The sequence below is a fragment of the Pandoraea sp. PE-S2R-1 genome (assembly GCF_002179865.1).
Taxonomy (GTDB): domain Bacteria; phylum Pseudomonadota; class Gammaproteobacteria; order Burkholderiales; family Burkholderiaceae; genus Pandoraea.
On record NZ_NGUR01000105.1, the window covers coordinates 1 to 396 of the forward strand.

The 396-nt window shown below is 67.2% G+C and carries 1 pseudogene; it reads left to right on the forward strand.

Annotation, left to right across the window (positions count from 1 at the left end):
- Nucleotides 1–396: pseudogene (locus CDV44_RS27245) on the forward strand (efflux RND transporter periplasmic adaptor subunit); the annotation flags it as partial.

Sequence of the window (396 nt, forward strand, 5' to 3'; positions counted from 1 at the left end):
TGCCGGCAGTGGCAGCAGCCGCGCGCTGTTCTCGCTGGCGCAGACCGACCCGCTTCGCGTGTACGTTCAGGTGCCGCAAGCCTACGCGCAAGGCGTGGCGGTGGGTCAGTCCGTCGTGGTGACGCAGGCCGAGCTGCCCGGCGAACACTTCCAGGGCAAGATCACGCACGTGTCAGGTGCCATCGACGTGGCGACCCGCTCGCTGCAAATCGAAGCCGCCCTGCCGAATCCCGATGGCAAACTGCGCCCGGGTGCCTATGTGCAACTCGCGCTGCCCAGCGCGGTACAGGCACATCTGAGTGTGCCGGCCAACGCCTTGCTGTTCCGCGCCGAAGGCCCGCGCGTGGCGGTCGTGGACGATCAGGGGTCGTTCATCTGCACAAAATCGTGATCGCG